Source organism: Synechococcus sp. 65AY6A5 (assembly GCF_002760415.1).
Lineage (GTDB): Bacteria > Cyanobacteriota > Cyanobacteriia > Thermostichales > Thermostichaceae > Thermostichus.
On record NZ_AXUW01000001.1, the window covers coordinates 207,296 to 231,594 of the forward strand.

Genomic DNA, 24,299 nt, shown 5'->3' on the forward strand with positions numbered 1-24,299 from the left:
AAGTGCAACCATAGGCTACCACGAGATTGGCAAGGCGCTCTGGGTGTTATGCTCAGGGCTTTGCGGGATACCGCCTTTCTGTTTGGACTCCGTCCGAGTAGCGCGGTCGCGTCAGCGTCGCGTAGTGACAACGGAAACGGACAGAATGCTATCGCTTCACCGCTGAGCAGTAATGCTCAGCAGTGTTCAGCGTAAATGTATCAGCTGCTCCTGAGGGATCCCCTTAGACAGGGGGCCGCTTCCCGTCTGTCAGTTGAGGATGATGCGCAAGCCACTGCCGGAGGGCTGCACCGGCTCGGAGTTGGGCAGAATCCGCAGGCCGCTGCCGGAAGGCTGGATCACAGGGTTGTCAGTATTGACGAAGAAGGTGTTGGAGCGGCCATCCCGCTCGTAGACCACCACGTCGTTGGGGTTGAACTGGGAGCGGCAGATGATGGGAGAGTTGTCGGCAGCGGTGGCGGCGCTGCAGCGGTAGCCAGGGGCAGAGACCACTTGGCCCTCTGCATCGAGGGAAAAAGGAACTCCCCCAGGCGGGATCGGAGCCAAGAGCGGCTGGTCGGGGTTGAGGATGACCGAGCCACCGGTGCTGGGTTCGACCAGGATCCCGCGCCCGTCGATGACGATCCGCTGGGCTTGTGCAGGGACGACCGCCCCCAAGAGCAGAGCCAGGCTCAGGCTGAGTTGGAGGGGAATAGACAGCTTCATCGGATATCTCCTTTGGCCCAGGGCCATCCCACTTTTTGGGATCCATCGGCCATCCCCGATGGGATCCTGACTTGATCTTGGCCCAGGCAGAGGGAGCACCCCAGGGCGGAAGCCGTCACCTCGGTTGCCAGGATGGGCACTTTGGCCTCGGCTCGACTACCCCAGCCCCAAGCGGCCCAGCGCCAGCCCCACCACCAGCATGCCCAACACCAGAAAAGGCTGAGCGCTGGCCTGGTATTTGACGTCGTTGTTGAGGGGATCCCGCAGCAGGTACATGTCTTGGAAGGTGATCTGCGGGATAATCAGCAGCACCAAAATTGCGGCGTAGAGCTTTAGGCCAGCTCCCAGCAAAAACGAGGCCATGCCGAACTGAAACAGGTCGATCATCAGCGCCGCGATCCAGGCCGCCCCCATCGCCCCAAACATCACCGGCAAGGAGGCGAGGCCAAATTGTCTATCCCCCTCCATGCTTTTGAAATCGTTGACCACGGCGATCCCCAGGCCGGCCAAGCTGTAGATCAGGGTCAGAATGCAGATTGTCCAGTTCAGCTCGCCAAAGAGGGCATGTCCCGTCCACCAGGGCAGGGCGATGTAGCTGGCCCCCAGGGCGTAGTTCCCCAGCCAGCCGTTGCGCTTTAGTTTCAGGGGCGGCGCCGAGTAGATGTAGGCAATTAGGGCTCCCGCCAGGGCAATGCAGGTGATCACCGGAAAGTCGTGGCCGGTGTACCAATCCAGGGCATAGGCCAACGCCAGCCCCAGGATCAGCAGCACCCAGATTTGGATGACCACCCGCCGCAGGGAGATGGCCCCGGAAGGGATGGGGCGATAGGGCTCGTTGATGGCGTCGATGTCGCGGTCGTAGTATTCGTTCAGGGTCTGGGTGTAGCCCGTCATCAAGGGGCCGGCCAGGATCATGCCCACCAAGATGAGGGCCACGTTTTCCCAAGTCCAGGTGAAGTGGCCGGAGGAGGCCGCTCCCGGAATCAGGCCCCACACCAGCGGGATCCAGGTCACGGGCTTCATCAGTTGCAGGTGGACTTGCCAAACGGAGCGAGACTCCACCTCTGCCCCTTTCATGCCCAAGAGTTGGCGGACACGCCGGGCGGCGGATCCCTTGTCGGCTTCAGGAGCCGGGGCGGTTTCTGCGCCAGGACCCACAGCAGGGGCCATTTCGTCTGCCGTCGGCGCCCAAGATGGCTCTTGAGAGGTGCTTTCGCTCATGGTGGGGTGCGCAATCAAACTTCAACAACGGGGATACCCACCCCCATTCTGAGGCATCTTCCCACATTCCTCAAAACTTTCCTCTACACAATCTGCGCTGCCACGAATAGGGAGTGGTGCTGGGCCGGGATCCGCTCTTTCTCGGCTGCCGGGATCACCAGGGGGGGCTGTCGGGTATAGTTGACGGGATCCCGGAACCAAGGTCGGCTGTAAGTGTTGTAGAGGAGGGGCCGGGGAGCAGCAGAACGATTGGCCCGGCCCAGGTGAATCAAGCGGTAGTCGAACAGCAGGCAGGATCCCTTGGCCAGCGGCGGATCGACAAAGGGCATCTGCCGGGCCAGCTCGGTGTAGTGGGCCTCGAAAACAGCGTGGCTGCCAGGCCAGAGGCGGGTCATGCCGTTCTCTTCGTTGACCTCCACCAGCGGGATAAGCAAATTCAGGGCATAGCAGGGGACGATGGCATCTAGAATTGCGTCGCCGAAGAGGTGGGAGAGATCCCGGTGAACCTGTTGGTCGGCGGATCCCGGCAGAGAAACTACCACCCCCAGCCCGCTCAGGATCAGGCTTGATCCCAAGATTCGCTGCAAGATAGGCAGGATTAAGGGATGGGCATAGAGCAGGGGATCGTTAAAGGGCCCCTCCAGGCGCACCGTCACCATCACTCGTCGATTGCCCACCAACAGGGCGTCGGGGTGGTTTTCGTGGGTGCAGTAGCGGCTGTAGGTGGTCAGAAAGCTACTGTGTAGCTTGTCGATGAGCGCCGTGGGGAAGATCTCCGGCAGCACCAGGTAGCCCTCGGTGGAAAACAGGTGAAACGCCTGCTCTACGGTCTCTGGATCCGGCTGCCGGCGCTCCCGCTCGGCATGGCTAAAGTGCACCTGGGCTAACACGAGCCTTTACTCCTTCTGCAAGCTGGCCACTGCCATGAGCATGCCCCGCGCTTTGTTCAGGCATTCTTGGTACTCCCGCTCCGGATCCGAGTCGGCCACGATGCCCGCCCCGGCTTGGATGCTCACCCGGTCCCCCTGAACCAGCAGGGTGCGGATGGTGATGGCGGTGTTCAGTTGGCCGGCAAAGTCGTAGTAGCCATAGGCGCCGGCGTAGGGGCCGCGGCGACACCCTTCCAGCTCGTGGATAATCTGCATGGCGCGGATCTTGGGAGCGCCAGTAACCGTGCCGGCAGGAAAGGTGGCCCGCAGCAGATCCCAGGCGCTGTAGCGGGGATCCAACTGCCCCACCACATTGCTGACGATGTGCATCACGTGGCTGTAGCGCTCGATCTGCATCAGGTCGTCCACCTGCACGGATCCCAGGCGGCAGACCCGCCCCAGGTCGTTGCGGGCCAAGTCCACCAGCATCACATGCTCTGCCCGCTCCTTGGGATCCGCCAACAGCTCCTGCTCCAACTGGCGGTCTTGGGCGGGGGTGGCGCCGCGGGGGCGGGTGCCGGCGATGGGACGCACGGTGGCGATGCGCTCTTCCCCTATCCGAGTGAGCTTGACCATCACTTCTGGGCTGGAGCCGACAAGGCAGAGATCGCCAAACTGGAAAAACGCCATGTAGGGGGAGGGGTTAATCAGCCGCAGGGAGCGGTAGAGCCGGAAAGGATCTCCAGCAAAAGGGGTGGTGAAGCGCTGCGAGAGCACCACCTGAAAGATCTCGCCAGCCCGGATGTAGGCTTTGGCCTGCTCCACCGCCTGGCAGTAGGCGGCGCGGCTGAGGGTGCTGGGGGGAATGGCATCGGGCAGTTGCGGCTTCCAGTCGAGGCTGAGGTGGGCAAGAGAAAGGGGGGCGCTGAGCTGTTGCACCAACTGTTCCACCCGCCGGCAGGCTTGGGCGTAGGCCTGCTCCGCCGGCTGCTGGCGTGTGTCGGCAAAGGCCACCACCCAGATCTTGCGCTTGACCTGGTCGAAGATCAGGATGCTGTCCACCTGCATGAGGATAGCGTCGGGGGGATCCCCCGGCTGCAGGGGGTGAATGGGCACCTTGGGCTCGATCCAGCGAATCAGCTCATAGCCCCAGTAGCCAAAGAGCCCGCCGATGCTGCTGGGCAACTCCGGCAGGTGCACCGGCTCATAGGGCTGCAGGCAGCGGGCCAAAACGGCAAAGGGATCCCCTTGGTGCTGCTCTCGATGCCCATCGCGGTGGATCTGCAAGGCCTGATCCCCGCGCACCTGCAAAACCCACAAAGGGTCGCAGCCGAGGAAGCTGTAGCGGGCCACCTGTTCCCCTCCCTCCACCGATTCCAGCAGAAAGTTGTAGGGCCGCCCGGCACAGACCCGGTACCAGGCAGAGACAGGCGTTTCCAAGTCCGCCACCCATTCTTGGTAGACCGGGATGAAATTGCCCTGTTGGCTGAGGGCGAGGAACTCCTTCAGAGAAGGGGAGATCATGGCCTGCACCTTCGCTTGCCCCTCTGACTTTACCTTAAGGGGGGAGCTCCAACAGCACCGCCACCGATTAAGCTGAGGGGGGCCTTTCTCTGAGCAACCTTGCCATGCACACCCCATCGCAGATCCTTCGCGAGCGCCTGCGCTTTCAAGGCCACAAGTACACCTTTGTCAGCCAGCGCTTGCGCTTTCCCAACGGCACCGAAGGGGAGCGGGAGTACCTCCTCCACCCCGGCGGCGTGGTGGCCGTGCCGGTCACTGCCGAAGGCAAGTTCGTCTGCATTCGCCAATATCGCTTTGCCGTCGCCGCCTACCTCTACGAGTTTCCCGCCGGTACCGTCGAGCCAGGGGAACATCCTGATGAAACCATTCGCCGCGAGCTGGAAGAAGAAACCGGCCTGCGCGCCCACCGCTGGGATCCCCTCGGCCAATTTTATCTGTGCCCCGGCTATTCCAGCGAGATCATGTACGCCTACCTGGCGCGGGATCTGGAAGTGCTGGATGCTCCACCGGCCAAGGATGAAGATGAAGACATTGCGGTGGTGGAGCTTTCGCCTGCCGAACTGACAGAAATGGCCCGTTTTGGCCTGGATTTCGACAGCAAATCCATCACCTGCTTTTGGCGGGCCCAGTTGTTTTTGGCAGCGGAAAATGCGGCCTTTGCGAGCAGGAACAAGCCCTAGGCATGGCCATCCTGCGCCTTGCCCAGCCCCCCTCTCCCCCTGGGAGAAGGGAGCGGGGGATCCCTGCCGCCAACAGGCTTAACCTCTACAGCAAAGTGGCGGCATAGTGGGCAGCCCCTATCAAGCCCACCTGGGCGTTCACCACCACCTGCACTGACAGTTGCTCCAGCAGAGTGCGCATCCGTCCCTTATCCAAAAAGGAGGGCAAAAACTCTCCCTCCCGCAACAGGCGCAGGAGCTTGGGCGCGATCCCGCCGGCGATGAACAGGCCCCCACGGGGCAGCAGGTGCAGGGCAAAATTGCCGACAGCGGCCCCATACAAGCTGGTAAACAGCCGCAAACACTCCACCGCCAAGGGATCCCGTCCCTCCAGGGCGGCATTGGCAATTTGGGCGGCTGGGTCGACGGGGCTGGCTCCCCTTTCCCAGGCGGCAATTTGGGCCAGCAACTGCTCCTCTCCCTGGCCCCAGCGGCTATCCCGCAGAAATTGATAGATGGCCACGATCCCCTGCCCCGAGACCACCCGCTCGGTGGAGACGCGCCCATGTCGTTGTTGCAGATACCGCAGCAGCTCCCATTCCAAAGGGGTCCGTGGAGAAAAATCCACATGCCCCCCCTCGCTGGCATGAACCTGGTAGCCGCCTTCTCCCCAGGTGAGGTAGGCCTGCCCCAGCCCTGTGCCCGCCCCGATGACGCCGATGGGCGCCTGGGGCTGCCGCTCTCCTGTCTGCAGCGTTTCCAGATCCTGATCTCGCAGGGCCAGCACCCCATAGCCTACGGCGCTGAAGTCGTTGATCAACGCTAGGCGGGGGATCCCCAGCTCCGCCGCCAACTGGCTTGAGTGCAGGCTCCAGGGCAGGTTGGTGATTTTGGCCCTCTGTCCCCCGGCTCCTGGACTGCTTTTTTCTTCCACTACGGGGCCGGCCACAGCAAAGCAGGCGGCAACCGGTTGGGGATCTCGCCCCAGCTCCTGCCGTGCCTGGGCCAGAAACTCCAGCACCACCGGGGTGAGGTTGGGATAGCTCTGGCTGGCGTAGCGGCAGTGGTAGAGGCTGTGATCGGGATCTTGGGCATTGAAGAGGCTGAGGCTGGTCTTGGTGCCCCCGATATCTCCCGCCAACAGCAACTCCATAGTGTTTTCCGGGCAGCGCGTTATTCTCACCCTGACATTTTCGGCAGTACCCTGGCAACGCCGGCCCCTCTCGGCCGGGGCGGGAAAGGGCAGGGAAGATGCTATGTTAACTGATGTAAAAGTTTCTAAGATTGCGTTTTGTTTCCTACCTCTTGTTCGCCGCCTCTCCAAGAAGAGCCTTCCCTGGCCTCCCAGGGCCCAGTCGGACGGGAGATTCCCCGTTCTTCTCTGCGAAGGCGGTTTCCCTCTCACCACGCCATCGGGGGAGCGGCGGCTGTGCTGGTGTGCCTACCCGTTTTTGTGGCAGCGCCCCTGGTGCGCTATAGCCCTTGGCTGAGCTTGGCGATGACTCTAGGCTGGCTGGGCCTTAGCTGGCGGCTCTACTCGCGGCCCCGCACCCGCATCTGGGGGGATCTGCTCTACGGCTTCACGCTGACTTGGCTGGCAGGATCCTTCTACTGGGGCTGGCTGCGCTGGGAGCCCCTCTGGCACATGCCGGTGGAAGCTCTGGGGATCCCGATGGTCTGGTGGGGGGCACGGCAACGCTTTGCCCGCATCGGCACCTGGTTCTATCTCGGCTCCTTGTGGGGCACAGCGGTTACAGATCTTTACATTTACTCGGTGGGGCTGTTGCCGGAGTGGCGGCAGGCGATGCGGTTTGACCGGCTGGATCAGGCAACCGTCCCGTTTATGGCTGCGCTCGACAAAATGGCCGCCCCTTGGGGGGTAGCTTGGGGCATCGGCTTAAGCCTTCTGCTCCTTGGGGTTGGCCTGTGGGTCATTCAGGGATCCCGTCGCTTGCACCACTGGGCCTTTGCCGGAGCAGTGCTGAATACCCTGTTGGTGGATGGGCTCTTTCTGTGGGGGGCGGCCTTGCTTCGCTGAGCCAACCACCTCTGCGGTGCTGACCCAGAAAATGGCGGCGCAAGGGACAACATTGAGGCCTGCAGAGGAGCCTGCCTACCGTTGTTTGGAGTTTCTACGTAGCGCTTTGTTGTGGCCAGGTAGCCGCGAAGGATCTCTTCCTCCCCAGGGAAGGTAGCTGACTTCTCCGGTGGGAGCAGTCCTCCAGCCTAGGAAAGAGTTCTCTGGCTTACCCCTGGGCGAAAGCCAGCTATAGGGGCGGGGAGAGCGTCAAGGTCAGTCGGGTGTCGGTACGCCTGTTCGGCAGGAGGCAGCTCCGGCAGCGGTGCCGGCTGGGGGAAAAAGTCGATGACCTCCCAGCTCTTGGCATCGGGAGAGGAATGGGCCAGTAGCCACCGTTCGGGCAGGGTTTTGGGCTGCGCTCCCCCAGGGGAAGGGGAACTTTGCGCCTTCTGGTGGGCCAGGGTGAGCTGGAAGGGATCCCCCTTGCGGCGGTAGGGGCGGCGGGATCCCGGTGGCTTGACAATTACGGTATAGGTGCCGCTGAGGTGGTGGCCTTCCAGTTTCTCTCCTGAGGCCAACAGCAGGGGTTCACGGCGATCCTGACGAATTTGGACATCCTGCACTTCCAAACGGCCTGCTAAGCGGTCGCTGCCCACCAGCGAGGCAACCGGCTCAGCCGGGTGGGAGATCTGGTAGGCCAGAGCCTGCTGCACAACCGACTTGGGAGGTCGGGGGCCACAGCCCCCCAGTAACCCCAACAGCCCAATGGCCAGGAGGCTCATCAGGCAACGCAGGCTATTGCGCAGGGCCTGCCCCCTATGGCGCCGGCTTCTCTCCGGTTTTGCCATGGCCTCCTCCCTAAGCAATCTCTGTTGGCATCGTGGCCAAGCCCCTCAGACGACTGCCACGGTGGGGTGCTGCTTCAAGTACTCGGTATTGACTCCCGACTCGCGGGTGAGAGCTACCAGGCCGGTGCGGGCAATCTCCCGAATGCCGAAGCTGGTTAACATCTTGATGATGGCCACCATTTTGCCCGGATCCCCTGTCACTTCCAAAGTTAAAGACTCTTCCGCCACATCCACAATCCGGGCACGGAACATCTGCGCCACGTCCATGATGGCCGAGCGAGTTTCGATGCTGGCGTTGACCTTGACGAGCATCAGCTCCCGTTCTACACAGGGGACATGGGTAATGTCGGTTACTTTCAGCACGTCGATCAGCTTGTAGAGCTGCTTGGTCATCTGCTCCACATCGTGCTCATCCCCCTGCACCACCATGGTGATGCGGGAGATGCCAGGCCGCTCGGTGGGGCCAACGGTGAGGCTGTCGATGTTGAAGCCCCGGCGGGCAAACATGCCGGCGATGCGGGTTAAGACCCCGGGCTGATCCTGCACAAGAGCGCTGAGGGTGTGTTTCACGGCAGCCACAGAAGGAGGTGGGAAAAATCCAACTGCAGATCAGGGGAATTGAGATGGCGATAAGCAAATTTTACGCCAGTTTCGCGGCAATGTTCTGAGGGGATCCCTTCGACCTCGCTAGCCAAAGGCTCCGGGATCTCCGTCCAAATCCTGGAGCTGCCGCAAAGATCGATGCGCCTGTTCCTGCAAAACTAGGTTGTGGTGTTGGCGGCTGACCTGCAAAGCGGCTTGCCAACTGGAAATAGCCGTTGCCCTATCTCCCATATTTCCGTAAGCCAGCCCCCGACCGTACAAGCCGTACTCGTCGGTGGGATCCCCGAGGTTGCCGTCGGCTTCCAAGCGAAAGGCCTGGTCGTAATCGTCGAGGGCAGCTTTGATCTCCCCCAGCTCGTAGAGAAGATTGCCCCTGATGTAGAGAACGTGGGGTTGGCAGGGTTCTGCCTCGAGGCTGCGGCTGAGGTCGGCAATGGCCTCGTCATAGCAATCGGCCCAAGCATAGGCAACGCCCCGCCCATAGTGGTGGGCCGGACAGGGATCCCAGCGGATGGCCTGGGACCAATCGGCCACAGCCGCCTCCCATTCTCCCAGGTAGCCGTACACCGTAGCGCGGCAGGCATAGGCAGGCGCCGAGGTGGGATCCCGACAAATGGCCTCGTCCAGGTGAGCTAGAGCTGAAGGCAGGGATCCCTGTTGCCTGAGCAGGTTGGCCAAGCGGAGGTGGTGGGGGGCGCTGGGATGCCGGCGTACTACCTCGGCAAGCTCGGCTATTGCCCCCTGCAAATCCCCCTGCAACTGAAGAAGGAGGCCGCGGTAGAGATAGGACTCTGGCCGGCGCGGGGCCAACCGGGTGGCTTGGTCGAAGTCCGCCAGCGCCTGGGGAAGTTGGCCGAGTTCGAGGTAAACCTGGCCGCGCAGAAGGTGGGCGTTGGTCAGACAGGGATCCTGCTGCAGCGCCAGGTTGAGCTGCTCGACAGCCCCTATCAGATCCCGGTTCAGCCACCGTTCGCGACCCCGGTTGTAAGCCAAGATGGCGGGGCGGGTGAAGGCTGAAATGGCTGCCGCACTGGCCAGACCCATCACTGCCGAGAGGCGATCCTGCCGCCAACTGGCCAAGCCCCCCAACAGCAGGGCAGCCGCGAGCAACAGGCGCAAACCGGCCGAGTCGTGGGCTTTGAGCATGGCATCAACCCGGAGCTGGTTTCTCTGATTCTGCCTGATTGGGCAGCGAGAAACACCCATCCGCACGAATTTGGGGAGTCTCTCTTGTTCAGGCTGGATCCGCATAGGAAGGGGATCCCTGCTGTTCCCCTTCCTTCTCCCTTTTGGGTGGAACGGACATTCTAGGCCCAGAGCATCAGCCGCAGCTCATAGGGATCGTGCATGTCAGGATGAAAGGGCAGCAGGCGGATGGCCAGCCCCTGCAAGCCGCTGGCCTCGTAGCGAATCTGGCCGGAGAAGATGGCCCGATCCTCCACCGTCTCCACGTAGCGCAGGGGGGTTGCTTGGCCGTTCCGGATCTGGCCGTTGTCGTCCACCGGCCCCTGGTAGGCCTGGACGATGACATCCTGGGGTTGCAGGGATCCCAGCCGCACCTCAACGGTCACCGTGAGGGGATCGCGGGCCATCACCACTTGGTCGTTTTGCGCCGAGGGGAGGCCGGCGGCGGAAGCTTTCTTGGGGGGTTCGACCTGGACATTGACAACCCGAATGTTGTACCAGTTCTCCTGCAGATGGCTGCGCCAGCGGGTAAACTGGCGAGCCGACTCGAAGTTATCGCGGCGCATGCGGTCGAAGTAGTTGCTGAGGGGAATGTAGGCCCGCTCGGCATACTCCAGTACCATGCGCTGGGTGCTAAAGCGGGGGCAGTTGAGCTGAATGGCCTGCTTCATGCGCCGAATCCAGGCGTGGGGCAGGCCATCGCTACCGCGCTGGTAAAACAGAGGGGCAACCTCCTGTTCCAGCAGGTCGTAGAGGGCGTTGGACTCCACCTCGTCTTGGTAGGCGCGATCCTCGTATTCCTCGCCGCGGCCAATGGGCCAGCCAGTCTGGTAGTAATCTGCCTCATCCCACCAGCCGTCCAAGATGCTCAGGTGCAGTCCGCCGTTAGCCGCTGCCTTCATGCCGCTAGTACCGCTGGCCTCGCGGGGGCGCAGGGGGGTGTTCAGCCACACGTCCACCCCGGCCACCATTAAGCTAGCGATGTACATGTCATAGTCTTCGATAAACACCAGCCGCTGGCGAAACTCCGGCTGGCGCGACACTTGCACAATTTGCCGGATCAGCTCCTTGCCGGGGTTGTCGCGGGGGTGGGCTTTGCCGGCAAAGATAAACTGCATCGGGTAGCGGGGATGGTTGAGCAAGGCTTTGAGCCGTTCCAGGTTGTGAAACAAGAGGGTGGCCCGCTTGTAGGTGGCAAAGCGGCGGGCAAAGCCAATGGTGAGCACTTCCGGGTTGAGGGCTTCAGAGGCCCACTGAATTTCCACCGCTGAGGCCGCCCGCTTTTGCAGTTGCTCCACCAGGCGCTCGCGAACGAAGTTGATCAGGCGCGAGCGGCTGCGCTCGTGGGCCCGCCACAGCTCCCCATCCGGGATCCGATCCACTTTCTGCCACAGGGGATCCGAGGGGGGAGCCTCCGCCCAATCCGGCCCCAGGTAGCGGTCGTAGAGAGCTTGGTTTTCCTCCCCCACCCAGGTGCGGACATGCACGCCATTGGTGATGGAGGTAATCGGCACCTCCTCTTGCGGGATCCCAGGCCAGAGGGGGCCAAACATCTTGCGGGCGACCGCCCCATGGAGCTTGCTGACGCCGTTAACAAACGAGGCCATGTTGATGGCCAGCACCGCCATGCTGAAAGGGGACTGGAAGTCGCCTGGATTTTCTCGACCCAGGGCCAAAAAGTGCTCCCGACTTAGGCCCATCTGGCGGTAGTAGGAGCCCAGGTAGTAGTCGATTTTGTCTGGCGGGAACAGGTCGATCCCGGCAGGTACCGGCGTGTGGGTGGTAAACATCTGGCTGGACTTGGCCACCTGCCAGGCTTCTTCAAAGCTCAACCCCTGCTCCACCATCAACAGGCGGATGCGCTCCACCGCCAAAAAAGCCGAGTGCCCCTCGTTCATGTGGTAGACGGTGGGATGGATGCCGAGGGCGCGCAAAGCCCGCACGCCGCCGATCCCCAACATGATCTCCTGGTGGATGCGCACATCCTGGTCGCCGCCGTACAGCTCATCGGTGATGTCCTGGTCGTACTGGCTGTTGGGCTCGATGTTGGTGTCCAGCAGGTAGAGGGGCACCCGCCCCACCATCGCCTTCCAAATGCGGGCAAACACCTTGCGTTTGGGGTAGTCCACCTCGATGCGAATCTCGCGGCCCTCCGCATCTCTTTGCAGCTCCAGGGGCATATTGAAAAAATCGTTAACGGGATAGCGCTCCTGCTGCCAGCCGTCGGGGTTGAGGTACTGGCGAAAATACCCCTTCTGGTAGAGCAGGCCCACCCCCACCAGCGGCAGGCCCAGGTCGCTGGCCGCCTTGAGGTGATCCCCGGCCAAGACCCCCAGGCCTCCTGAGTAGAGGGGCAAACAATCTGCCAGACCAAACTCGGCTGAAAAATAGGCGTAGCACTCCCCTTCCACCGCTTGGGCCGAGCGATACTTGCGATACCAGGTGTCTTCCTGCAGGTAGCTCTGGAGCTGTTGGCTGGCCCGCTCCAGGTGGGCCAAAAAACCAGGATCCTCCGCCAGCTCGTCCAGCCGCTCCTGCCGAATCTGCCCCAACAAAGCCACCGGATTGTGGCCACAGGCATCCCACAGATCTGGATCCATGCGCCGAAACAGGCTGCGGGTTTCCACGTTCCAACTAAAATGCAGGTTATAGGCCAACAAGCGCAGACTTTCCAGAGCAGCCGGCAGGTAGGGAGTGACCTTGAACGTGCGTAACGGCTTCATAAGTATCCGGGACGAGCGTGAGTTGCCACTGTCAGGCTACCCCGGCCTTCACCGGGTCGCACGGCTTTTTATAGCTTTTTCCGACTTCGGGGAGGCGCGCCAATAGGCGCAAGAGACCTCTGCAGGGGATCGGGGAAAGCCGATGGGGAATCCAACAGTTGCGACAATTCAAGCCGGGCTTTGTCGAGGATGGATCTGACTGCGCCCCTGGCCGATACCATTGCTGCCATTGCCACGGCAGTGGTGCCCGAACAGGGCAGCATTGGCATTGTACGCCTCTCCGGTTCGCGGGCTTTGGCCATTGCCCAGGCTATCTTTACTCCCGCCCGCCGCAACGCAGTCTGGGAAAGCCATCGCCTCCTCTACGGCTGGATCCACGACGAGAAGGGCCGGCGGTTGGACGAGGCCCTGGCCGTCTGGATGCAGGCTCCCCGCTCCTACACCCGCGAGGACGTAGTGGAGCTGCACTGCCACGGCGGCATCATGGTGGTTCAGGCCACGCTGCAGCAGTGCCTGCGCCAGGGGGCACGGCTGGCGCAGCCGGGGGAGTTCAGCCTGCGCGCTTTCTTGAACGGCCGCATCGACCTCACCCAGGCCGAAAGCGTGGCCGATCTGGTGGCGGCCCGCTCCCCGCAGGCGGCCCAAATGGCCCTGGCGGGGCTGCAGGGCAAGTTGGGGCAGTCCATCCGCGCCCTGCGCCAGGAGCTGCTGGGTTTATTGGCCGAGATCGAAGCCCGCCTCGACTTTGAAGAGGATCTGCCCCCCCTGGACGTCCCCGCTTGGCAGGCCCGGCTGCAAGACATTCAGGCTCAGATGCAGGCCCTGCTGGCCACCGCCGAGCGGGGGCAATTGCTGCGCACCGGGGTCAAGGTGGCCATCGTCGGGCGGCCCAATGTGGGCAAGTCCAGCCTGCTCAACGCCTGGTCAGGCCAGGATCGCGCCATCGTCACCGACCTGCCCGGCACCACCCGCGACGTGGTGGAATCCCAGTTGGTGGTCAGAGGGATGCCTGTCCAGCTTTTGGATACCGCCGGCATTCGCGCCACCGACGATCCGGTGGAACGGCTAGGGGTGGAGCGCTCCCAACGGCTGGCCCAGACCGCCGATGTGCTGGTGCTGGTCATCGACGCCCAGGCCGGCTGGACGGAGGCTGATGCGGCTATCTATGCCTCCATCCGCCACCGCCCCCTCATCCTGGTGATCAACAAAACCGACCTCGCCCCCGCCGACAAGATCCGCCTCCCGCCCGAGATCGCCTACCGCGTCCCCGCCGTCGCCGCCCAAGGCCAAGGGATCCCGGAGCTGGAAGAGGCCTTGGAGCAGCTTGTGACTCAGGGGCGGCCCCAGCCCAACCTGGAGGTGAGCCTCAACCAACGCCAGGCCGCCGCCCTCCGCCAGGCCCAAGCCAGCCTGGAACAAGTCGTTCAGGCTATGCAGGCGCAGCTCCCCCTCGATTTTTGGACCATCGACCTGCGCGGCGCCCTGCACGCCCTTGGCCAAATCACCGGCGAGGAGATCTCCGAAGCGGTGCTGGATCAGATCTTCAGCCGCTTCTGCATCGGCAAGTAAGCGCTTGCTAACTCATACTCATTCCGAGTTTGTGTTAGTATGGACTCAGTCGGGAATCAGCAGGCCCCAGAGCCGAGGCGGATCCCAGATAATGGAAACACAACTTAGGAGGTTGGCTATGGTTACCGCCGCAAAAACCCGTCTCTACCCCACCCAGATCGACTTGCCGGCGGAGGCCCGCGCGCAACTGGTGGAGCTGCTCAACCAGTCCTTGGCGGACACGCTGGATTTGAAAACTCAGGTGAAGCAGGCCCACTGGAACGTCAAAGGCATGAACTTCATCGCCCTGCACGAGATGTTCGACACCTTTGCCGGCACTCTGGAGAACTACGTGGACATGCTGGCGGAGCGGGTTACAGCTTTGGGGGGCATTGCCCGCGGCACGGCCCGCATCGTCGCCCAAACCTCAGCCTTGCCGGAGTACGACCTGACGGCTGAAGACGGCCGGGCTCACCTGCAGGCTTTGGCGGCCCGCTACGGCCAGTATGCCGCTTCGGTGCGCCGCAACATCGACCGCAGTACCGAACTGGGGGACGCCGATACCGCCGACCTGTTTACCGAGATCTCGCGCCAGATCGACAAAGATCTTTGGTTGATCGAGGCTCACCTGCAGGCGTAACGCTGGCAAGGCAAATCTGAAGAGGCAAGCGGGATAGGCAAAATGGGCGTCAACGCTCCCCTCCTGTACCTGGTGGCTTTGGCCGGTATCCTCAGCGTGGTGGGCTACTTCGTCCTGCGCGAGGTGCTGCGGATACGGGCCCAGGAAAGAGTCATCCGGCAGCTCCAGCCCCGCCTGAGCAAAGGCAAGGGATCCCCGCAGGAGCACTACGAGTTGGGCAGCGTCTATCTGCAAAAGCGCCTCTACGACCAGGCCATCGTCCAGCTTAAAAAAGCTCTAGAGGTGGCTGGGGAGAACATTCCCCCCGTCTGCAACGCCCTCGGCTTTGCCTACTTCAGCCAGGGGCAATACGACTTGGCCATCCGCTACTACAAAGACGCGGTGGCAGCGGATCCCGGCTATGTAACCGCTTGGAACAATCTGGCCCATGCCTACGAGAAGAAAAATCTCTACGGCCCTGGCCTCGAGGCCTACGAGACGGTGCTGCAACTGGATCCGAAGAATGCCATTGCCAAGCGCCGCGCCGAGTCCCTGCGCAAACGTTTGCGGCCCAGCCCCCGCGGCTGACCGTGTTTTATCTGGGTAGATGTCTGCGCAGATATGTATAAATACTTATGGCAGCTCGCCTATCGATTGGCGGTAGCTGCTCAATCCCGACTATTGGAGTTGCTTCTTTTCCCCTCACAAGAAAGGTGAAATCTTGAGAGGGAATGGAGGATTCGGTATCGTATTGCCTGGGCTGGTATTATGTCTTAAAAAACGAGAGGCCATTTCATGGATGCACAATCGGTGGCACCTGTGGTTCTGGTAATCCTGGATGGCTGGGGTTATCGCGAAGCCCCTGAGGGCAATGCGGTGCTGGCCGCCCGAACCCCTGTCGTGGACAGCCTATGGGCTACCTACCCCCATACCCTGCTGCAAGCTTCGGGGCGAGCCGTGGGCCTGCCGTCAGGGCAAATGGGCAACTCAGAAGTGGGCCACCTGACCCTGGGGGCGGGGCGGGTGGTGCCGCAGGAGTTGGTGCGTATCAGCGACGCCATCGAGACGGGATCCCTTTTTCACGAGCCCCTCTTGGTGGAGGTTTGTCATCGGCTCAAGGAGCAGGGGGGCCGTTTTCATTTCATTGGCCTCTGCTCTGAGGGGGGGGTTCACTCCCACATCGACCATCTCTACGGCTTGCTGAAGCTGGCAGCCCAGGCGGGGATCCCTGCCTATGTCCACGCCATCACCGATGGCCGCGATACCTTGCCCCGCGATGGAGCCAGGGTTCTGGCCGCTCTGGAAAAAGAGCTGCAATGGCTGGGCAGCGGCGTCATCGCCACCCTGAGCGGCCGCTACTACGCCATGGATCGGGATCGCCGTTGGGAGCGCACCCAGAAGGCCTACGAGATCCTGACGGAAGACGGCCCTGGCTGTGGCCGCAGCGCCGCCGAGGTGATGGAAGACTTTTACGCCCAGGATATTACCGACGAGTTTATTCCCCCCACTCGCTTGGCTCCGGGGGCGGTGCAGTCGGGAGATGCGGTCATCTTCTTCAATTTCCGCCCGGATCGCGCCCGCCAGCTTACCCAAGCTTTTGTCTGTCCCGACTTTTCCGGTTTTCAGCGCCGTCTGATTCCGGATCTCACCTTCATCACCATGACCCAGTACGATCCGACCTTGCCGGTGCAGGTGCTTTTTAAGCCGCAGAACCTGGATCACCTGCTGGGCCAAGTGGTGAGCGAGGCCGGCCTCAAGCAATTGCGCATTGCCGAGACGGAAAAGTACGCCCACGTCACCTACTTTTTTAACGGCGGCATTGAGCAGCCCTTTCCCGGCGAAGATCGCATCTTGGTGCAAAGCCCGCTGGTGGCCACCTACGACCAAATGCCGGAGATGTCAGCGGTGGAGGTGACCGACAAAGCCATCGAAGCTATCGCCCGCCGCGAATACAGCCTGGTGGTGCTCAACTACGCCAACCCCGACATGGTGGGCCACACCGGCAACTTCAAGGCCACGGTGCGGGCGCTGGAGACGGTGGATCGCTGCCTGGGCCGTCTGCTGGCGGCGGTGGTGGACGTGGGGGGAACCACCTTAATCGTGGCGGATCACGGCAATGCGGAGCTGATGTGGGACGAGCAGGGCAACCCTTGGACGGCCCACACCAACAACCCCGTGCCCTGCATCCTGGTGGAGGGGGAAAGGCGCAAGATCCCTGGTCGCGGTGGCGATGTCAAGCTGCGCTCTGGCGGCACCCTGGCCGATGTCGGCCCCACCCTGCTCGAGATCCTAGGCCTGCCTCAGCCCCCCGAGATGACAGGGCAATCTCTTCTGCAGCCGGCAGAATACACCATCCTGCAGCGCCAGCCCAGTCCAGTGGGGCGCTGAGACCGGGAATTGCTCACTCGGCCACGGGGATCCCTTCTTGGATCAGCCAAGCCCTCAACTCCTCCCAGGTTCGGTAGAGGGCCAAAACCTGCGAGCGCTCAGGGTGATAAGGAGCGCTCAGGCGCTCCAGTTGCAAAAAGCGAGCCTGGGGAGGGATCACCGCCACTTCTGGATCGGGGGGCGTAGCCCGCTGCAGGGAGCAGCTATAGCCACGGTAGATCAGCACCAAATCAGCTTCCCCCTCGCTTTCCACCTCCACCCGCAGCACCTCCTGGGGGTGGGCCTGGCTGTAGCGCTCTAGAGCCAGCGGCCAGGGCAGAGCACTCATGCCAGCTCCCCCCTGTCTGCGCCAGGCCGCAGCCGCCAGACAAAGTAGACGCTGTAGAGCAGGTAGGCCACCAAGCCCCAGGCCCCCACGCTCCCCAGCAGCTCCGGCGGCACATTGGGATGGAAAATTTCTCGAAACCCCAGCGGCGGCTCAAACCAAGCTCGACACTCTGCCGATAGGGAAGCCCGGAAGGCACAGGGCACAAAGGCCCCCGAAAAGAGGATCCCAATCCCCATGTAGCCAGTCAAGATCCAGCGCCAGAGCAAAAAAGCTCGCGCCGCCCCGCTTCTCGACTGCTCAAGGGCAGTGCTCCAATCCTGCCAGAACCACAGACCCATTGGGATCAACAGCCGCGCCATCGCCCCGCTCAAGAAACTGATGGGCAGACCGCCGATCATCAAATACACCGTCACCGCCAATAGGCTGGATACCCGCCAGTAGACGATCAAGAGCTGAATCAGAGGACGCAACCCCACCGCAAAGGCCCAAATTAGGAGAGCCAACGGCAGCACCACCGTCAGCGCTACAGCCAAGCTGTAGTCCACCCAGATCGCCTTGACCAGCCAACTCACTGGGATCATCCTCGCCCTTTCTTCTCACTGCCCCATAGTATATAGAGCAACAGAATCGGCGGGATCCACCTCAAAACAACAGGAGGTAACAGAAGATTGCAGCTTCTCAGCCACCCCAGGCAAAACTTTACATCCGCGGTCTTTCAGAAAGTTTTCCATTTTTGCCGTTGCCGATCCACGAAGGTGGTAAATTCTTAGAGGAACATCTCCATCTGTCGAAGGGCTAGTCGTCTTTCGAGGCGATAGTTGCAAGGTTCCATCCCGCCCTGGCCTCGCCCAACTCGTTAAGTATTGTTACTTAGTCGTGTTATTTTGGGTTAAGGCCAGATCCTCAGAGGTGGTGACCTCATTCCCATGGCACGTTCTTCCCGACTCCTCTCCCACAGTCCTGCCCGTTGGAAGGCGACCCCGTGGAAGCCTAAGCCTTTGCCGCCCCTGGAGGAGGCGGCGCCTCCGCCACAGCAGGAGGCGGGTCTGGGCTGCCAGAGTGCGTTGCAGCCGTCGCTTGCCCCGGGCAAAGCGGATTTGCGGGAGAAGGCGACAACGGCTGGCAGGAGCTATGAAGCACTGCAGCTATGGTTGGTGCTGGTCACCTTGGGGGTGAGCCTGGCCATTGCGGTGGGGGTGGCTTTGGTTTACTCGCCGGCGGTGGCTGCCAATTATTTGCTGGGGGCAATCGTCGGCGTAGTCTATCTGCGCATGCTGGGCCGCGGCGTCGCGGAACTGGGCAAAAGTCGCAGCCGACTGGGGGTAACGCGTTTGGCTTTGTTTGTCGGGCTAATCGTCCTGGCCACCCAGGTGAAGTCTTTGCAGATTTTGCCCATTTTCTTGGGGTTCATGACCTACAAGGTCACCCTGCTGATTTATCTTGTTCAGACCTTGACCCGTTTATCTTCTTCTGCGTGATGCTCATGAACCTGTTCTTCTCCGCTCCTCCTCTGGTAGCAGAACTTGAGGTTGGTCATCACCTTTACTGGCACCTGGGCAAATTTACGGTTCACGGGCAAGTTTTGATTGCCAGTTGGATTGCCATCGCCCTGATCTTGACCGTGGTGCTGTTGGGGACTCGTCAACTGCAGCGGGAGCCCGCTGGTCTGCAAAACTTTATCGAGTACACCCTGGAGTTTGTCCAAAGCATTGCCCGTGCCCAGATTGGTGAGAAAAACTTCCGGCCCTGGGTGCCCTACGTTGGCACCTTGTTCCTGTTTATTTTTGTCTCCAACTGGATGGGCAATCTCTTCCCCTGGAAGTTGATTCCCCTGCCGGAAGGAGAGCTGGCCTCTCCCACCAACGACATCAACACCACCGCCGGCTTGGCGCTGCTCACCAGCGTCATGTATTTCGTGGCCGGTATCAGCAAGCGAGGGCTGTCTTACTTTAAGAAGTACATCGAGCCCACGCCAGTTCTGTTGCCCATCAACGTCCTGGAAGACTTCACCAAGCCCCTCTCCCTGAGTTTCCGTCTGTTCGGCAACATCTTGGCAGAAGAGCTGGTGATTGCGGTGTTGGTGTTGCTGGTGCCGTTGTTGATCCCGGTGCCGGTGATGATCCTATTTCTGTTTACGGGGGCCATTCAGGCTTTGATCTTCTCCACCCTCTCGGCCGCTTACATTGGAGAGGCGCTGGAAGGTCATGGGGGTGGGGATCACCACGATTGACCTGCGGAGGGAAGGTGGGGACTTCTACCCAGTTCAACGCCCCCTCTCCTTCAAAGGTCGTCGCAAGGGATCCCTTCTCTGGTAAGGTTTGTTGGGGCCGAGGGCTTGAGCCTGGAGGCCGCCGACAAAGAGGCGATCGGCTCGACTACTCCGGTCAGATCACCTCAAGCTCAAGACGCTGTTGCGTTCGTGTCAACATCTGTTTTGTAACGACAAGGAGCATCTTGCTATGGATCCGTTAACCTCTGCTGCTTCTGTGTTGTCTGCCGCTCTGGCAATTGGCCTGGGATCCCTGGGCCCGGGTCTGGGCCAGGGGAATGCTGCTGCCGCTGCCATGGAGGGGCTGGCCCGTCAGCCGGAAGCAGAAGACAAAATCCGCGGCAACCTGTTGGTTAGCCTGGCCTTCATGGAAGCCCTGACCATCTATGGCCTGGTGGTGGCGCTGGTGCTCTTGTTCGCCAACCCCTTCGCCTGATGTCTCTGGGGGCGGCCCGGATCAATAGCTCTGTTGCGCCGGTTCGCCCCCTGCCTTGTTCGATGTTGGATCCCGTTTCTGTTGGTGCGGCCCCATGATCTGTCCAACCCTGTTGGCTGTTGAAGCTGCCGAGAAAAATGGCCTCTTCGATCTCGACGCCACCTTGCCCATCATTGCCGTCCAATTTCTGTTGCTGGTGGCCGTGCTCAACTCCCTCTTCTACGAGCCGGTTACTCGGGTTATCGACAGCCGCAACGACTACATCCGCACCACCCAGGCGGAGGCCCAGGAGCGGCTGGACAAGGCGATGGCCCTGACCCGCCAGTACGAGGCTGAGATCGGCCAGGCCCGCCTCCAGGCGCAGCAGGTGATCGCCGAGGCGGAAGCGGCTGCGGCCCGTATCCGTTCGGAGAAGCTGGCGGCGGCCCAGGCGGAGATCCAAGCTAAGCTGGAGGCGGCGCGGCGGCAAATCGAGCAGGAAAAGCAGACGGCGCTCGAACAACTGCAGCAGCAAGTGGATGCCATTGCCGCCCAGATCACCGAGAAGCTGTTGGGCAGCGCCCGTTAAGTGGCCAGTTGAACATTCCTTTGGAGTAGCGCGTGATGCTGGTGTGGAGCCTTGTGCCCGCTTGGCTTTTGGCCGTTGCCGAGCCGGTGACGGAAGCCACTGAGGGTTCTGCAGAAAAGGGGATCCTGGATGCGATTCTGGAAAGCAACTTAATCAACATCGCCATCATCCTCAGCCTGCTGTACATTTTGGGCCGCCGGGTGGTGGGGGAAGCTCTGGCCAAACGGCGAGAAGGCATCCTCGAGGAGCTGCGCCAGGCGGAGCAGCGCAAGCAGGAGGCGATCGAGAGGCTGGCGGAGGAGCAGCAAAAGCTGGCGCAGGCTCAGCAGGAGGCGGAGCGCATTCGCAAACAGGCGGAGGCCAATGCGGAAGCCCGCCGGCAGGAGCTGTTGCAGCAGGCGGAGCGGGAGATCGAGCGGCTGCGCGCCAACGCCGAAAGGGATCTCTCTGCCGAACAAGAGCAAATTCTCCAGGAGCTGCGCCGCCAGATCGTGCGCCAAGCCCTGAGCAAGGTGGAGCAGGAGCTGCCGCAACACCTCAACGAGCAGGTGCACCAGCGCCTGATTGAACGGGGGATCCAGATGATTGCCCGCTAGGAGGAAAGGGGAAGTTATGATCAGCAGCACCATGGCCGCCAGAGTGGTGGATCCCTACGCCGAAGCCCTTGTTTCGCTGGCCTCTGCGCAGGGATTATTGGATACCTTTGAGGCCGACATCCGTTTCATTGCCGCGGTTGTGCAGGCCACGCCGGAGCTGGGCCAATTCCTCGCCAGTCCCCTGGTCAAGGCGGAAGCCAAGAAAAACCTGTTGCAGCAGGTGTTTGCCGACCAGATCCACCCGCTGCTGCTGAACGCGCTCAAGCTGTTGAGCGACCGTCGCCGTATTATGTTCCTCGGGGCCGTCTGCCAGCGGTTCTTGGAGCTGCAGCGGAAGCTCAAAAATATCGTCCTGGCCGAGGTGACCACAGCGGTACCTTTGACCGAGGCGCAACAGCAGTCGATCCGCGAGCGGGTGAGGGACTTCACACAAGCCAGCGGCGTGGAGCTCCAGACCAGCCAAGATCCCACGTTGCTGGGTGGAGTGATCATTAAGATTGGATCCCAGGTGATCGACCTTAGCCTGCGCGGCCAGTTGCGCCGGCTGGCGCTGCAGTTAGCCTAGATTGGCCGAGCGTTTTTCCTTAATTTTGGATCCCTTCCCATTCCCTCGAGAGGACTGCCATGCCTACAATTCGCCCAGACGAGATCAGCACCATCATCAAGCAACAGATCGAACAGTACAACCAGGAGATGCAGATCTCCAATGTCGGCACCGTCCTGCAGGTGGGGGACGGCATTGCCCGCATCTACGGCTTGGAGAAGGTGATGGCCAGCGAGCTACTGGAGTTCGAGGATGGCACGGTGGGCATTGCCCTCAACCTGGAGGAAGACAACGTCGGCGCGGTGCTGATCGGCTCCGGGCGCAACATCCAAGAAGGATCTATCGTCAAAGCCACGGGCAGAATTGCCAGCATCCCGGTGGGAGAAGCCCTGCTGGGCCGCGTGGTGGATCCCCTCTGCAATCCCATCGATGGCAAAGGGCCGATTCACTGCACCGAGACGCGCCTCATTGAGTCGCCGGCCCCTGGCATCGTCGATCGCCGCTCCGTCTACGAGCCCCTGCAGACTGGCATCACCGCCATCGATGCCCTGATCCCCATCGGGCGGGGCCAGCGGGAGCTGATCATCGGCGACCGCCAAACCGGCAAGACCACCCTTGCTGTCGACACCATCCTCAACCAAAAAGGACAGGATGTCATTTGCATCTATGTGGCCATCGGCCAGAAGCAGAGCAATATCGCCCAGGTGGTGAACATCCTGAGCGAGCGAGGGGCGATGGACTACAGCATTGTGGTGGCTGCCGGCGCCGACAGCCCGGCCCCGCTGCAGTGGCTGGCCCCCTATTGCGGCGCCACCATCGCCGAGTACTTCATGTACCAGGGCAAGCATACCCTGGTGGTCTACGACGATCTGTCCAAGCAGGCGGTGGCCTACCGGCAGATGTCGCTGCTGTTGCGGCGCCCACCTGGACGGGAAGCCTACCCAGGAGATGTGTTCTATCTGCACTCGCGCCTGCTGGAGCGGGCCGCCAAGCTGAACAGCCGGCTGGGCGAGGGATCCATGACGGCGCTGCCGATTGTGGAAACCCAGGCCAACGACGTGTCGGCCTATATTCCCACCAACGTTATCTCCATTACCGATGGGCAGATCTTCCTGGAGTCGGATCTGTTCAACGCCGGCATTCGCCCGGCCATCAACGTCGGCATCTCTGTCAGCCGCGTCGGCTCGGCAGCCCAGACCAAGGCGATGAAGAAAGTGGCCGGCTCGATCAAGGTGGAACTGGCGCAATATCGCGACCTGGAAGCCTTTGCCCAATTTGCCTCCGACCTGGACGAAGCTACCCAGAAGCAACTGGCCCGCGGCCAACGGCTGCAGGAGATCCTCAAGCAGCCGCAGTACTCGCCCCTGTCTTTGGATCAGCAGGTGGCCATCATCTACGCCGGGACGCGGGGGTATTTGGACGACATTCCGGTGGAGAAAGTCTCCAGCTTTAAGCAGGGCCTGCTGTCCTACTTGGGCACCGCCCATCCCAAGTATGGCGAGATCGTCCTCTCCACCAAGCAGCTTACCGACGAGGCGGAAGAGATCTTGAAAACCGCCATCGCGGAGTTCAAGCAAAGCTTCCTGGCCAAGGCGGCCTAGTTGCCGGGGATCCCCATCCAGTGACCACAGCAGAGAGGATCGGTTATGGCAAACCTAAAGCGGATTCGCGACCGCATCAAGGCGGTGAAGAACACCCGCAAGATTACAGAGGCCATGCGCCTGGTGGCCGCGGCGCGGGTGCGACGGGCTCAGGAGCAGGTGATGGCCACCCGTCCCTTTGCCGATCGCCTGGCCCAGGTTTTCTACCGCCTGCAGACGCGGTTGCGGCTGGAGGATGTCGACCTGCCCCTGCTGAAGCAGCGGCCCATTGAGACCGTGGGCCTATTGGTGGTGGCCGGGGATCGGGGCCTGTGCGGCGCTTACAATGCCAACGTTATCAAGCGCACCGAGGAGCGGGTGCGCGAGCTGCAGGAGACGGGGCAGCAGGTGCGGCTTTACCTGGTGGGCCGCAAGGCGGTGCAGTATTTTCAGCGCCGCTCTGCCCCCATCGCCAAGACCTACGTGAATCTGTCCCAGATCCCCACTGCCGCTGAAGCTGCTCAAATTGGGGATGAGCTGCTCTCCGCTTTCCTCTCCGAGAAGGTGGATAAGGTGGAGCTCATCTACACTCGCTTTGTCTCGCTGATTAGCTCGCGGCCAGTGGTGCAGTCGCTGCTTCCTCTGGATCCCACGCGCCTGGCTGCCCGCGACGACGAGATTTTTAACCTTCTGGTGCGCGGGGGAGAGTTCACCGTCGAGCGCAGCAAGATCGTGGCTGCTGTTTCCGCTCCGCCGCCGGACATGATCTTCGAGCAGGATCCGGTGCAGATTTTGGACGCGCTGCTGCCGCTGTACTTGAATAACCAGTTGTTGCGGGCTTTGCAGGAAGCAGCGGCCAGCGAGTTGGCGGCCCGCATGACGGCCATGAGCAACGCCAGCGACAACGCCACCGAGCTTATCCGCACACTGGGCCTTGCCTACAACAAAGCTCGGCAGGCGGCCATCACTCAGGAGATCCTGGAGGTAGTTGCCGGGGCTGAGGCCCTGTAAACTTCCCTCCAGTGACCCACTCCTGCACTCAAGCTGACGCATAGAGGGCAGCCTT

25 protein-coding genes and 1 pseudogene are annotated in these 24,299 nt (G+C 61.7%); 15 read left to right on the forward strand and 11 right to left on the reverse strand.

Going from position 1 to position 24,299, the window contains the following annotated elements; all coding sequences use genetic code 11:
• Nucleotides 1-195 (forward strand): annotated as a pseudogene (locus tag SYN65AY6A5_RS14235) (RNA-guided endonuclease TnpB family protein); the annotation flags it as partial.
• 54 nt (nucleotides 196-249) lie between these two features.
• On the opposite strand, the gene SYN65AY6A5_RS00955 reads toward SYN65AY6A5_RS14235, so the two are convergent.
• The 4 genes from SYN65AY6A5_RS00955 to trpE form a co-directional block, all read right to left on the reverse strand.
• Complete coding sequence (locus tag SYN65AY6A5_RS00955; RefSeq protein ID WP_011430954.1) at nucleotides 250-705, reverse strand: hypothetical protein; 456 nt, start codon at nucleotides 703-705, stop codon at nucleotides 250-252.
• 156 nt (nucleotides 706-861) lie between these two features.
• Complete coding sequence (gene chlG / locus SYN65AY6A5_RS00960; protein WP_071813560.1) at nucleotides 862-1,926, reverse strand: chlorophyll synthase ChlG; 1,065 nt, start codon at nucleotides 1,924-1,926, stop codon at nucleotides 862-864.
• Between the two features lie 83 nt (nucleotides 1,927-2,009).
• Complete coding sequence (locus SYN65AY6A5_RS00965) at nucleotides 2,010-2,816, reverse strand: phytanoyl-CoA dioxygenase family protein (protein WP_099812963.1); 807 nt, start codon at nucleotides 2,814-2,816, stop codon at nucleotides 2,010-2,012.
• A 6-nt stretch (nucleotides 2,817-2,822) separates the two neighbouring features.
• On the reverse strand, nucleotides 2,823-4,319 hold the full coding sequence (gene trpE / locus SYN65AY6A5_RS00970; protein WP_099883732.1) for an anthranilate synthase component I: 1,497 nt from the start codon (nucleotides 4,317-4,319) through the stop codon (nucleotides 2,823-2,825).
• A gap of 104 nt (nucleotides 4,320-4,423) precedes the next feature.
• On the opposite strand from trpE, the gene SYN65AY6A5_RS00975 reads away from it, so the two are divergent.
• The gene (locus SYN65AY6A5_RS00975; RefSeq protein WP_011430949.1) at nucleotides 4,424-4,999 is read left to right on the forward strand and encodes an NUDIX hydrolase; all 576 of its coding nucleotides are present in this window, start codon (nucleotides 4,424-4,426) and stop codon (nucleotides 4,997-4,999) included.
• A gap of 85 nt (nucleotides 5,000-5,084) precedes the next feature.
• Here SYN65AY6A5_RS00975 and SYN65AY6A5_RS00980 read toward each other — a convergent pair whose 3' ends face one another.
• Nucleotides 5,085-6,131 (reverse strand): glucokinase, encoded by a 1,047-nt coding sequence (locus tag SYN65AY6A5_RS00980; RefSeq protein WP_011430947.1) that lies wholly within the window; start codon nucleotides 6,129-6,131, stop codon nucleotides 5,085-5,087.
• 138 nt (nucleotides 6,132-6,269) lie between these two features.
• Between SYN65AY6A5_RS00980 and SYN65AY6A5_RS00985 the strand changes: the two genes are divergently transcribed.
• Nucleotides 6,270-7,016 carry a DUF3120 domain-containing protein gene (locus tag SYN65AY6A5_RS00985; RefSeq protein ID WP_099812964.1) on the forward strand — a complete coding sequence of 249 codons (747 nt, stop codon included), beginning with the start codon at nucleotides 6,270-6,272 and terminating at the stop codon, nucleotides 7,014-7,016.
• A gap of 188 nt (nucleotides 7,017-7,204) precedes the next feature.
• Here the strand turns inward: SYN65AY6A5_RS00985 and SYN65AY6A5_RS00990 are convergent, their stop codons facing one another.
• The 4 genes from SYN65AY6A5_RS00990 to glgP all read right to left on the reverse strand — a co-directional run bounded on the left by SYN65AY6A5_RS00990 (nucleotide 7,205) and on the right by glgP (nucleotide 12,357).
• Nucleotides 7,205-7,846, reverse strand: coding sequence for a hypothetical protein (locus SYN65AY6A5_RS00990; RefSeq protein ID WP_099812966.1), 642 nt, complete (start codon nucleotides 7,844-7,846; stop codon nucleotides 7,205-7,207).
• Between the two features lie 45 nt (nucleotides 7,847-7,891).
• A complete protein-coding gene (ilvN, locus tag SYN65AY6A5_RS00995; RefSeq protein WP_011430944.1) occupies nucleotides 7,892-8,416 on the reverse strand; it encodes an acetolactate synthase small subunit in 525 nt (174 codons plus the stop codon).
• A gap of 117 nt (nucleotides 8,417-8,533) precedes the next feature.
• Complete coding sequence (locus SYN65AY6A5_RS01000; protein ID WP_011430942.1) at nucleotides 8,534-9,595, reverse strand: tetratricopeptide repeat protein; 1,062 nt, start codon at nucleotides 9,593-9,595, stop codon at nucleotides 8,534-8,536.
• 161 nt (nucleotides 9,596-9,756) lie between these two features.
• Nucleotides 9,757-12,357 carry an alpha-glucan family phosphorylase gene (gene glgP / locus SYN65AY6A5_RS01005; protein ID WP_099812968.1) on the reverse strand — a complete coding sequence of 867 codons (2,601 nt, stop codon included), beginning with the start codon at nucleotides 12,355-12,357 and terminating at the stop codon, nucleotides 9,757-9,759.
• A 189-nt stretch (nucleotides 12,358-12,546) separates the two neighbouring features.
• Here glgP and mnmE point away from each other — a divergent pair, with 189 nt between their 5' ends.
• The 4 genes from mnmE to gpmI all read left to right on the forward strand — a co-directional run bounded on the left by mnmE (nucleotide 12,547) and on the right by gpmI (nucleotide 16,912).
• Nucleotides 12,547-13,926, forward strand: coding sequence for a tRNA uridine-5-carboxymethylaminomethyl(34) synthesis GTPase MnmE (gene mnmE, locus SYN65AY6A5_RS01010; protein WP_099883734.1), 1,380 nt, complete (start codon nucleotides 12,547-12,549; stop codon nucleotides 13,924-13,926).
• A 118-nt stretch (nucleotides 13,927-14,044) separates the two neighbouring features.
• Nucleotides 14,045-14,545: a DNA starvation/stationary phase protection protein Dps gene (dps, locus tag SYN65AY6A5_RS01015; RefSeq protein WP_011430939.1), complete on the forward strand. Its 501-nt coding sequence runs from the start codon at nucleotides 14,045-14,047 to the stop codon at nucleotides 14,543-14,545.
• A 42-nt stretch (nucleotides 14,546-14,587) separates the two neighbouring features.
• On the forward strand, nucleotides 14,588-15,112 hold the full coding sequence (locus SYN65AY6A5_RS01020; protein ID WP_011430938.1) for a tetratricopeptide repeat protein: 525 nt from the start codon (nucleotides 14,588-14,590) through the stop codon (nucleotides 15,110-15,112).
• 207 nt (nucleotides 15,113-15,319) lie between these two features.
• Nucleotides 15,320-16,912 carry a 2,3-bisphosphoglycerate-independent phosphoglycerate mutase gene (gene gpmI, locus SYN65AY6A5_RS01025; protein WP_099883736.1) on the forward strand — a complete coding sequence of 531 codons (1,593 nt, stop codon included), beginning with the start codon at nucleotides 15,320-15,322 and terminating at the stop codon, nucleotides 16,910-16,912.
• Between the two features lie 13 nt (nucleotides 16,913-16,925).
• On the opposite strand, the gene SYN65AY6A5_RS01030 is transcribed toward gpmI, so the two are convergent.
• Both SYN65AY6A5_RS01030 and SYN65AY6A5_RS01035 read right to left on the reverse strand, forming a co-directional pair.
• Nucleotides 16,926-17,240 (reverse strand): hypothetical protein, encoded by a 315-nt coding sequence (locus SYN65AY6A5_RS01030; RefSeq protein WP_099812972.1) that lies wholly within the window; start codon nucleotides 17,238-17,240, stop codon nucleotides 16,926-16,928.
• Nucleotides 17,237-17,821 carry a DUF3177 family protein gene (locus SYN65AY6A5_RS01035; RefSeq protein WP_099812974.1) on the reverse strand — a complete coding sequence of 195 codons (585 nt, stop codon included), beginning with the start codon at nucleotides 17,819-17,821 and terminating at the stop codon, nucleotides 17,237-17,239. The genes SYN65AY6A5_RS01030 and SYN65AY6A5_RS01035 overlap by 4 nt, the downstream gene beginning before the upstream one ends.
• A gap of 345 nt (nucleotides 17,822-18,166) precedes the next feature.
• Here SYN65AY6A5_RS01035 and SYN65AY6A5_RS01040 point away from each other — a divergent pair, with 345 nt between their 5' ends.
• The 8 genes from SYN65AY6A5_RS01040 to SYN65AY6A5_RS01075 all read left to right on the forward strand — a co-directional run bounded on the left by SYN65AY6A5_RS01040 (nucleotide 18,167) and on the right by SYN65AY6A5_RS01075 (nucleotide 24,244).
• Nucleotides 18,167-18,718, forward strand: a complete 552-nt coding sequence (locus SYN65AY6A5_RS01040; protein WP_228375272.1) for an ATP synthase subunit I — start codon at nucleotides 18,167-18,169, stop codon at nucleotides 18,716-18,718.
• 5 nt (nucleotides 18,719-18,723) lie between these two features.
• Nucleotides 18,724-19,470: a F0F1 ATP synthase subunit A gene (gene atpB, locus SYN65AY6A5_RS01045; protein ID WP_011430933.1), complete on the forward strand. Its 747-nt coding sequence runs from the start codon at nucleotides 18,724-18,726 to the stop codon at nucleotides 19,468-19,470.
• Nucleotides 19,471-19,699: 229 nt separating this feature from the next.
• Nucleotides 19,700-19,945: an ATP synthase F0 subunit C gene (atpE, locus tag SYN65AY6A5_RS01050; RefSeq protein ID WP_011430931.1), complete on the forward strand. Its 246-nt coding sequence runs from the start codon at nucleotides 19,700-19,702 to the stop codon at nucleotides 19,943-19,945.
• A gap of 94 nt (nucleotides 19,946-20,039) precedes the next feature.
• Nucleotides 20,040-20,513: a F0F1 ATP synthase subunit B' gene (locus SYN65AY6A5_RS01055; protein WP_099812975.1), complete on the forward strand. Its 474-nt coding sequence runs from the start codon at nucleotides 20,040-20,042 to the stop codon at nucleotides 20,511-20,513.
• Nucleotides 20,514-20,548: 35 nt separating this feature from the next.
• Nucleotides 20,549-21,109, forward strand: coding sequence for a F0F1 ATP synthase subunit B (locus tag SYN65AY6A5_RS01060; protein ID WP_049749774.1), 561 nt, complete (start codon nucleotides 20,549-20,551; stop codon nucleotides 21,107-21,109).
• 16 nt (nucleotides 21,110-21,125) lie between these two features.
• Nucleotides 21,126-21,674 carry an ATP synthase F1 subunit delta gene (atpH, locus tag SYN65AY6A5_RS01065; protein ID WP_011430928.1) on the forward strand — a complete coding sequence of 183 codons (549 nt, stop codon included), beginning with the start codon at nucleotides 21,126-21,128 and terminating at the stop codon, nucleotides 21,672-21,674.
• Between the two features lie 59 nt (nucleotides 21,675-21,733).
• The gene (gene atpA, locus SYN65AY6A5_RS01070) at nucleotides 21,734-23,254 is read left to right on the forward strand and encodes a F0F1 ATP synthase subunit alpha (protein ID WP_011430927.1); all 1,521 of its coding nucleotides are present in this window, start codon (nucleotides 21,734-21,736) and stop codon (nucleotides 23,252-23,254) included.
• 45 nt (nucleotides 23,255-23,299) lie between these two features.
• Entirely contained in the window at nucleotides 23,300-24,244 is a 945-nt protein-coding gene (locus tag SYN65AY6A5_RS01075) for a F0F1 ATP synthase subunit gamma (protein WP_011430926.1), read from the forward strand.
• The last annotated feature ends 55 nt before the right edge of the window (nucleotides 24,245-24,299 follow it).